Origin of the sequence: Streptomyces sp. NRRL F-5727 (assembly GCF_000719555.1) — a bacterium.
Classification (GTDB): domain Bacteria; phylum Actinomycetota; class Actinomycetes; order Streptomycetales; family Streptomycetaceae; genus Streptomyces.
The window spans coordinates 20,213-29,137 of sequence record NZ_JOGX01000079.1 but is presented as its reverse complement, the minus strand read 5'-3'; the positions used below and the strand labels follow the sequence as shown (position 1 = coordinate 29,137).

Below are 8,925 nucleotides of genomic sequence, written 5' to 3'. Positions count from 1 at the left end.
GGGGGTGGGGGAGCCGACTGCTCACGCTGCCCACGCTAGTCCGGCGCGGGCGGCTCCGCCTGCGGATGACGGCCGTCCGGACGGCCGGCGGGCGTCCGGACCCGCGCTGGTGACACTGTGTGAACACGATCCCATAGGAGGCATCCCTAACCGGTTCCGGCGCCGCCAAACGGGCTCCTGACCGGCGATCCGGTAACGCTCCGACGGCCCCGCGGCACGGATCGAAGGTGTTATCTCGTCGTTATAAACAGAACTTCTGTCCCGATTTCATACGCTATGCACCCCCGCAATTCTCGGGATGATCGTCCGACAGTCGGTCCGTCGCCGCCGGGACATAACACGGATCTGATCATTCCGGAACCCCTCAGGGCCAGGAAGTTCGCCGCTGCGCTGGGTAACTTCGGCGCCCATGACCACAGCTCACACAGCACCGGAACACGTCCGGGACGCAGCGCCGGTCTCCGCCCGGGAATGGACCGTCGGGCGTCCCCGGACCGGCGACGGCGCCCAACTCTGGCGGCTCGCGCGGGAGTCCGGGACCCTGGACGTCAACTCCTCCTACAGCTACCTCCTGTGGTGCCGCGACTTCGCCGAGACGTCGGCCGTCGCCCGCGACGCGGACGGACGGCCGCTGGGCTTCGTGACCGGCTACCTCCGTCCCGACGCGCCGGGGACGCTGCTGGTCTGGCAGGTCGCCGTCGACGCCGCCCACCGCGGGCTCGGCATCGCCGGGACGCTCCTCGACCACCTCACCGAGCGGGTCGCCGGCGCGGGTCCGCTCGACGCCGTCGAGACCACCATCACCCCCGGCAACCTGGCCTCGGAACGCCTCTTCGACGCCTACGCCCGGCGCCACGGGGCCCGCGTGCGCCGGACGGTCCTCTTCCCGTCCGCCGCCTTCCCCGCGCCCGGCCACGAGGCGGAAGTGCTGCACCGCATCGCGCCGCTGGCCTTCTGAGACCGCCGACCGCCCGCCCGCCGCCCTGCTCCCCCACGTACTGGAGTCCCGCATGACGCTCATCGCCGCCGCCGAACCCACCGTCTTCGAGACCGTCGAATCGGAGGTACGCAGCTACTGCCGCTCCTGGCCCACCGTCTTCGAACGCGCCACGGGCAGCCGGCTGTTCGACGAGCACGGCCGCCCCTTCCTCGACTTCTTCGCCGGCGCCGGCTCGCTCAACTACGGCCACAACAACCCCGCCCTCAAGCGCCCGCTCCTCGACTACCTCGGCGGCGACGGCATCACCCACGGCCTCGACATGTCGACCACGGCCAAACGGCGGTTCCTGGAGACGTTCCGCGAGACCGTCCTCGCCCCCCGCGGCCTCCCCTACAAGGTGATGTTCCCGGGCCCCACCGGCACCAACGCCGTCGAGGCGGCCCTGAAGCTCGCCCGCAAGGTCACCGGCCGGACGACCGTCGTCTCCTTCACCAACGCCTTCCACGGCATGTCCCTGGGCTCGCTCGCGCTGACCGGCAACGCCGGCAAGCGCGCCGGGGCCGGCGTGCCGCTGAGCCACACCGCGCAGATGCCGTACGACCACTACCTCGGCGGCCGGGTCCCGGACTTCCTCTGGTTCGAACGGCTCCTGGAGGACTCCGGCTCCGGCCTCGACCACCCGGCCGCCGTCATCGTCGAGACGGTCCAGGGCGAGGGCGGCGTCAACGCGGCCCGCGCCGAGTGGCTGCGCGGCCTCGCCGACCTGTGCCGCCGCCGGGACATGCTCCTCATCGTCGACGACATCCAGATGGGCTGCGGCCGCACCGGCGACTTCTTCTCCTTCGAGGAGGCCGGCATCACCCCGGACGTCGTCACCCTCTCCAAGTCCATCAGCGGCTACGGACTGCCCATGTCCCTCTGCCTGTTCCGCGACGAACTCGACGTCTGGGAGCCCGGCGAGCACAACGGCACCTTCCGCGGCAACAACCCCGCCTTCGTCACCGCCACCGCCGCCCTCGACACCTACTGGCGCGACACCACCCTCCGCGACCGCACCCTCCGGCGGGCCGCCACCGTCGAGGCCGCGCTCGGCGAGCTCGGCGACGGAACCGCTCCCCGCGGCCGCGGGCTCGTCTGGGGACTGGAGTTCGCGGACGGCGAGCGGGCCCGGGCCGTCTGCCGGCGCGCCTTCGAACTCGGCCTCCTGGTGGAGACGTCCGGCCCGGGCGACGAGGTCGTCAAGCTGCTGCCCCCGCTGACCGTCACCGACGACGAACTGCACGAGGGCCTCGGCATCCTCGCCCGCGCCGTCCGCCACACCGCCTGAACCCCCGCACGGAAGGCCCCCGTCATGATCGTCCGCACCTTCGCCGAGCTGGAGAACACGGAGCGGCACGTGCGCGCCGCCTCCGGCACCTGGGAGAGCAAGCGCATCGTCCTCGCCCGCGAGCGCGTCGGCTTCTCCCTCCACGAGACCGTCCTGTACGCCGGGACCGAGACCGCCATGTGGTACGCCAACCACGTCGAGGCCGTCGTCTGCACCGCCGGCGAGGCCGAACTCACCGACCACGAGACCGGGACGACGTACCGGATCGTCCCCGGGACCATGTACCTCCTCGACGGCCACGAGCGGCACACCCTCCGGGTGAAGACCGACTTCCGCTGCCTGTGCGTCTTCAACCCGCCGGTCACCGGCCGCGAGGACCACGACGAGAACGGCGTCTATCCGCTGCTCACCGAGCCCGGCGACGCCTGAACCCCCGACAGCCCCGCCCCCGTACGTACGAGAAAGGCCCAGCACCGCGATGACCACCGCTCCCGCCCGCCCCGTCGATCCGTACCCCACCCGCGGCACCGAGGAGGCCCTCGTCTACCGCAAGGAGCCCGTCGTCTGGTCCGAACCGAACACGCCCGGCCCCTTCTGGCCGCGCGAGCTGGAGGAGTACGAGCGCAACGGGTTCTTCGCCGTGGACGCCCTCGTCACCCCCGACGAGGTGACCGGACTCCGCGCCGAACTCGACCGGCTGGTCACCGACCCCCGGCTCCGCGACGACGAGCGGGCGATCGTCGAACCCCGCTCCCAGGAGATCCGGTCGGTCTTCGAAGTGCACCGGATCAGCGAGGTGTTCGCCCGGCTCGCCGCCGACCCGCGGCTGGTGGACCGGGCGCGGCAGATCCTCGGCTCCGACGTCTACGTCCACCAGTCCCGGATCAACGTCAAGCCCGGCTTCGGCGCCAGCGGCTTCTACTGGCACTCCGACTTCGAGACCTGGCACGCCGAGGACGGACTGCCCCTGATGCGGGCCGTGTCGGTGTCGATCGCGCTGACCCCGAACTACACCACCAACGGCAGCCTCATGATCATGCCGGGCTCGCACCGCACCTTCCTCGGCTGCGCCGGCGCGACCCCGAAGGACAACTACAAGCGGTCGCTGCGCATGCAGGACGCCGGCATCCCCTCGCCCAAGGCGCTCACGACCTTCGCCGAGGCGTGCGGGATCGAGCACTTCACCGGCGACGCCGGGTCGGCCGTCTGGTTCGACTGCAACGCCCTGCACGGCTCCGGCGACAACATCACCCCCTTCCCCCGCAGCAACGTCTTCCTCGTCTACAACAGCGTCGAGAACGCGCCGGAGCTGCCGTTCGCCGCGCCGGTCCGGCGGCCCTCGTTCATCGCCGCCCGGGACACCACCCCGATCGGCTGACCCCCCTCCCCCTGCGAAAGGACGCACATGACCCCGCATCTCTCCCGCAGACACCTCCTCGTCGGGGCCGTCGCCGTGCCCGGCCTGCTCACCGCGTGCAGCCGGACGGAGGCCGGCACCGGCGCCCCCGCCGACGACGCGGACCTGCTGGAGCGGCTGCGGAAGCAGGGCCACGTCCGGGTCGGCTTCGCCGGCGAGGCCCCGTACGGCTTCCAGGACGGCGGCGAACTCGCCGGGGAGGCGCCCACCTTGCACCGGGAGATCTTCACCGCCCTCGGCGTCCCCGAACTCCGGCCCACCCTCACCGAGTTCGGCTCCCTCATCCCGGGCCTGCTGGCCGGCCGGTTCGACGTGGTCAGCGCGGGCATGGCCATCACCCCCGAGCGGTGCGCCAAAGTCGCCTTCTCCGAGCCCGAGTTCGTCTCCCCCACCGCGCTGATGGTCCGCCGGGGGAACCCGCGGGGCCTGAGCGATCTGGAGTCGTGCGCGGCACGGAAGGGGGTGCGCGTCGGCGTGCTGACCGCCGCCGTGGAGACCTCGTACGCGAAGGCGGCGGGCGTCCCGGACGGCTCCGTGCTGGCGGTGGCCCGACAGCAGGACGGCCTCGACGCCCTGCTCGCCGGCCGGATCGACGCCTTCGCCCTCACCGGCATCTCGCTGCGCTGGCTCGCCCGCACCAACGGGGACGCGGCCGTGGAGGTCCTGGAGCCGTTCGTGCCGGAGGTCGACGGGGTGAAGCGGTACAGCCCCGGCGGCGCCGTCTTCCGGACCGGCGCCGTCTCGCTGCGGAAGGCGTTCGACACCGAGCTCGCCCGGATCACCGGCGACCCGGCCCGGTACGTGCGCCTGATCGGCAGATACGGCTTCACCGAGCGCGAGGTGCCGCCGCGCACCCTGCGCACCGCGGACCTGTGCGCGGGGTGACGGGCTCCGGCATGGCCGTCTTCCTCTCCGAACTGGGCCGGTCCCTCCCGGCGATCGGCGAAGGGCTCCTGGTGACCCTGGAGGCCACCGGGCTCGGCGCGGCGCTCGCGCTGCTCGTCGCCTTCGCCCTGGGCCTGGCCGCCCGCTCGCGCCTCCTCCTCGTCCGCGGCGGCGCCCGTGCCGTCGTCGAGTTCCTGCGCGGCACCTCGCTGTACGTGCAGCTGTTCTGGCTGTTCTTCGCGCTGCCGATGCTCGGCTTCCGCCTGGAGCCGATGGCCTGCGGGGTGCTCGCCTTCGGCCTCAACTACGGGGCGTACGGCGCCGAGGTGGTGCGGGGCGCGATCGCCGCCGTCCCCGCCGCGCAGACCGAGGCGGCGATCGCGCTGGGCATGGGACCGGGGCTGCGCCTGCGGCGGATCGTGCTGCCGCAGGCGTACGCGCTGATGATCCCGCCGTTCAAGAACCTGCTGATCCAGCTGCTCAAGGCGACACCGCTGCTGTCCCTGGTCACCGTCGCCGATCTCACCTTCCAGGTCGACCAGTTGCGCGCCGCGACGGGCGGCACGGCCGCCGCCTATCTGCTGCTGCTCCTGGTGTACTTCGGCGTCGCCGCGCTCCTGGGGGCGGGCATGAACGCGCTGGAGCGCCGGGCGAAGGCGCGGCTCGGCGTCACGGGCGGTGGGGCGTGATGTGGGACATGGACGCGGCGCGCGCCGCGCTGCCCGTCGTGCTGTCCGGCTTCGGCGTCACCCTGCTCGCCACGGTGCTCGGCTTCGCCGTGGCCGTGGTCGCCGGGCTCGGCCTCGCCGTGCTCCAGCGGTCCGGCGTCCGGTGGATCGCGCTGCCCGTGGGCGCGCTGGCCGCGTTCGTGCGCTCGACGCCGGTGATGGTGCAGCTGTTCGCCGCCTGGGTGCTGGTGCCGGGCCTGGACGCGCTGACGCTCGGCGTCCTGGTCCTGGGCCTGCACTACGCCACGTACCTGTCCGAGGTGTACCGCGCCGGCATCGACGCCGTGCCGAAGGGGCAGTGGGAGGCGTGCACGGCGCTGTCCCTGCCGCGGCGGCGGGTGTGGCGGGCGGTGATCCTGCCGCAGGCCGTGCGGAAGGTGCTGCCGTCGCTCGGGAACTACGCGATCTCGATGTTCAAGGAGACGCCGTTCCTCTCGGTCGTCACGGTGGACGAGATGGTCCGCGAGGCGAGCACCTTCGGCAGCACCCACTTCGCCTATCTGGAGAGCTTCACCCTGGCCGCCGCCGTGTTCCTGCTGGCGAGCTGGCCGACGTCCCTGCTCGTCCGCCGACTGGAGGCCCGCCTTGCCCACTGAACACACATCCGGGGCCGTCTCCGTGAAGGCCGCCGAGAAGGTCCGGTTCGCGGGGGTGACGAAACGGTTCGGGGACCACACCGTCCTCGACGGGCTCGACCTCGCGGTCGCGGCCGGCGAGCGCGTCACCCTGATCGGGCCGAGCGGCTCGGGGAAGACCACCATCCTGCGGCTGCTGATGACCCTGGAACGGGTCACGGACGGCGTGATCCATGTGGACGGGGAGCCGTTCTCGCACATGCCGTCCGGCCGCGGTGGCGCCCTCGTGCCGGCGGACGAGCGCCATCTCGCCCCGCGCCGCCGGCGCATCGGGATGGTGTTCCAGCAGTTCAACCTCTTCCCGCACATGAGCGTCCTCGCGAACGTCATGGAGGCCCCCCGGCACGTCCTGGGCCTCGACGGGGACGAGGCCGCCGCCCGCGCCCGGGACCTCCTGGGCCTCGTCGGGCTCGACGGCAGGGAGGACGCCCACCCCACCCGGCTCTCCGGCGGCCAGCAGCAGCGCGTCGCCATCGCCCGGGCCCTGGCGATGCGCCCGGACCTCCTCCTCCTGGACGAGGTGACGTCGGCGCTCGACCCGGAGCTGGTCGCGGAGGTCCTGGACGTACTGCGGGACGTCGCCGCCGGCACCGACATCACGATGCTCTGCGTCACCCACGAGATGGGCTTCGCCCGGGACGTCTCCGACCGCGTCCTGATGTTCGACCGCGGCCGCGTCCTCGAATCCGGCCCCGCGGCCGACCTCCTCGACGCACCGCGACACGAACGGACCCGCGCCTTCCTCCGCTCGATCAGGTGACGGGCCCCCGCGGCCGGGGGTCAGGGCGACGGGGCAGGACGGCGGGTCCTGACCCGAGCCGTCCTGACCCGACGTCCGTCAGCGGCCGAGCGCCGCCATCGCCGCGTTGTGCCCCGGGATGCCGCTGACCCCGCCGCCGCGGACCGCCCCCGCGCCGCACAGCAGCACGTTCGGGTGGGCGGTCTCCACTCCCCAGCGTCCCGTCGTGCCGTCGGCGTACGGGAAGGACAGGTCGCGGTGGAAGATGTGACCGCCCGGGAGCCGCAGGTCGCGCTCCAGGTCCAGCGGGGTCTTGGCCTCGATGCAGGGCCGTCCGTCCTCGTCGACCGCCAGGCAGTCGGCGATCGGCTCGTCGAGGTGGGCGTCGAGTTCGGCGAGGGTGGCCTTGAGGAGGGCGTCGCGGGTCGCGTCGTGGGCGTCGCCGGCGGGGAAGAGCCGGGCCGGGGTGTGCAGGCCGAAGAGGGTCAGGGTCTGGTAGCCCCGGGCGGCGAGTTCGGGGCCGAGGATCGACGGGTCGGTCAGGGAGTGGCAGTAGATCTCCGACGGCGGCGCGGCGGGGAGTCTGCCGGACGCGGCCTGCGCGTGGGCGGTCTCCAACTGGGTGTACCCCTCCGCGACATGGAAGGTCCCGGAGAACGCCTGCCGGGGGTCGACGGCCCGGTCGCGAAGCCGCGGCAGACGGCGCAGCAGCATGTTGACCTTGAGCTGGGAGCCCTCCGCCGGGGCGGGGGGCGTCTCGCCGAGGAGGCCGGCGAGGGCCTGCGGCGAGGCGTTCACGAGCACCCGGCGGGCGGCGACCGTCCCCTCGCCGTCCCGGGTGCGGAAGGCGACCTCCGCGGTGGTGCCGTCCGTGTCGATCCGGATCGCCTCGTGGCCGGTGACGAGCTCCGCGCCCGCGCCGCGCGCCGCGTCCGCGAGGGCGTCGGTCAGGGCGCCCATGCCGCCCACGGGCACGTCCCAGTCGCCGGTGCCGCCGCCGACGACGTGGTAGAGGAAGCAGCGGTTCTGCGCCAGGGACGGGTCGTGGGCGCCGGCGAAGGTGCCGATGAGGGCGTCGGTCAGGACGACCCCGCGGACCAGGTCGTCGGCGAAGTGCCGCTCGATCGCGGTACCGATCGGCTCCTCGAACAGCATCCGCCAGGTGGCCTCGTCGCCGACCCTGGCCCGCAGTTCGGCCCGGCTCGGCAGCGGCCCGGTCAGGGTCGGGAAGATCCGTTCGGCCGCCGTCCGGATCCGGCCGTAGAACGCCTCCCACGCCGCGTACTCGCGGTCCGATCCGGTCAGCGCCGCGAAGGAGTCACGGGTGCGGTCCGCGCCGACCAGCAGCCCGGTGGGCCGCCCGCCGCGCACGGTCGGCGTGTACGAGGAGACGGTCCGCTTCCGCACGGCGAAGCGCAGTCCCAGCTCGCGGACGATCGTGTCGGGCAGCAGGGACACCAGGTACGAGTAGCGGGAGAGACGGGCGTCGACCCCGGCGAACGGCCGGGTGGAGATCGCCGCTCCCCCGGTGCGCCCGAGCCGTTCCAGGACGAGGACGGAGCGGCCCGCGCGGGCCAGATAGGCGGCGGCGACGAGGCCGTTGTGGCCTCCGCCGACGACGACGGCGTCGTACACGTCCCGGGAGAACTGCAGAGCTGCTGGCATGCCTCTTCGTAGCACGGCACCGGTGGCTCGACCAGAGGCCGGATCCGGCCCGACTCGCACGGCACCCCAGATCATCTGATACTTCCGGAAACGGACATCTGGTCGAGGTAAGCCGGAGGAGCCATGGACGACTATCCGCTGCTGAACGTGTTCTGGACCATGTGCTGGTTCTTCCTCTGGATCATGTGGTTCTTCCTGTTGTTCAGGATCGTCACCGACATCTTCCGGGACCACGAGCTGAGCGGCTGGGGCAAGGCGGGCTGGCTGGCCTTCTGCATCCTGCTGCCCTTCCTCGGCGTGCTCGTGTACGTCATCGCGCGCGGCACCGGCATGACCCGACGCGACGTAAAGCAGGCCAAGGAGTCCGAGGCCGCGTTCCAGGAGTACGTCCGCAAGGCCGCCGGCACCTCCGGCGAAGGCGGCGCCGCGACGGAACTCGCCCGGCTCGCCGAGCTGAAGGAGAAGGGCGCCCTCACCGACGCCGAGTACGAGCGCGCCAAGGCGAAGCTGCTCGCCTGAACCCGCACGGTGGAGCATGCGCGGACCGAGCGAGTCCGCGGGTGGGGGCGCGGGTGCGGGTGCGGGGTGA

The 8,925-nt window shown here is 72.7% G+C and carries 10 protein-coding genes; 9 read left to right on the top strand and 1 reads right to left on the bottom strand.

Annotated features, from left to right (window positions below):
* The first annotated feature begins 409 nt into the window (after positions 1–409).
* Genes ectA through ehuA form a run of 8 tightly spaced genes read left to right on the top strand, consistent with a single transcriptional unit; the run spans position 410 to position 6,692 of the window.
* Positions 410–958: a diaminobutyrate acetyltransferase gene (ectA, locus tag IF73_RS0133285; protein WP_051717563.1), complete on the top strand. Its 549-nt coding sequence runs from the start codon at positions 410–412 to the stop codon at positions 956–958.
* Positions 959–1,010: 52 nt separating this feature from the next.
* Complete coding sequence (gene ectB / locus IF73_RS0133280; protein WP_031014330.1) at positions 1,011–2,267, top strand: diaminobutyrate--2-oxoglutarate transaminase; 1,257 nt, start codon at positions 1,011–1,013, stop codon at positions 2,265–2,267.
* Positions 2,268–2,291: 24 nt separating this feature from the next.
* Complete coding sequence (locus IF73_RS0133275) at positions 2,292–2,696, top strand: ectoine synthase (protein WP_031014328.1); 405 nt, start codon at positions 2,292–2,294, stop codon at positions 2,694–2,696.
* A gap of 49 nt (positions 2,697–2,745) precedes the next feature.
* On the top strand, positions 2,746–3,645 hold the full coding sequence (gene thpD, locus IF73_RS0133270; protein ID WP_031014326.1) for an ectoine hydroxylase: 900 nt from the start codon (positions 2,746–2,748) through the stop codon (positions 3,643–3,645).
* A 27-nt stretch (positions 3,646–3,672) separates the two neighbouring features.
* On the top strand, positions 3,673–4,569 hold the full coding sequence (ehuB, locus tag IF73_RS0133265; protein ID WP_031014324.1) for an ectoine/hydroxyectoine ABC transporter substrate-binding protein EhuB: 897 nt from the start codon (positions 3,673–3,675) through the stop codon (positions 4,567–4,569).
* A gap of 11 nt (positions 4,570–4,580) precedes the next feature.
* Positions 4,581–5,258, top strand: coding sequence for an ectoine/hydroxyectoine ABC transporter permease subunit EhuC (gene ehuC, locus IF73_RS0133260; RefSeq protein WP_031014323.1), 678 nt, complete (start codon positions 4,581–4,583; stop codon positions 5,256–5,258).
* On the top strand, positions 5,258–5,893 hold the full coding sequence (gene ehuD, locus IF73_RS0133255) for an ectoine/hydroxyectoine ABC transporter permease subunit EhuD (protein ID WP_031014321.1): 636 nt from the start codon (positions 5,258–5,260) through the stop codon (positions 5,891–5,893). The genes ehuC and ehuD overlap by 1 nt, the downstream gene beginning before the upstream one ends.
* Positions 5,883–6,692 carry an ectoine/hydroxyectoine ABC transporter ATP-binding protein EhuA gene (gene ehuA / locus IF73_RS0133250; protein WP_051717561.1) on the top strand — a complete coding sequence of 270 codons (810 nt, stop codon included), beginning with the start codon at positions 5,883–5,885 and terminating at the stop codon, positions 6,690–6,692. The genes ehuD and ehuA overlap by 11 nt, the downstream gene beginning before the upstream one ends.
* A 78-nt stretch (positions 6,693–6,770) precedes the next feature.
* On the opposite strand, the gene IF73_RS0133245 is transcribed toward ehuA, so the two are convergent.
* Positions 6,771–8,336 (bottom strand): phytoene desaturase family protein, encoded by a 1,566-nt coding sequence (locus IF73_RS0133245; protein ID WP_031014317.1) that lies wholly within the window; start codon positions 8,334–8,336, stop codon positions 6,771–6,773.
* 123 nt (positions 8,337–8,459) lie between these two features.
* On the opposite strand from IF73_RS0133245, the gene IF73_RS0133240 reads away from it, so the two are divergent.
* On the top strand, positions 8,460–8,855 hold the full coding sequence (locus tag IF73_RS0133240; RefSeq protein WP_031014315.1) for an SHOCT domain-containing protein: 396 nt from the start codon (positions 8,460–8,462) through the stop codon (positions 8,853–8,855).
* Positions 8,856–8,925: the final 70 nt, after the last annotated feature.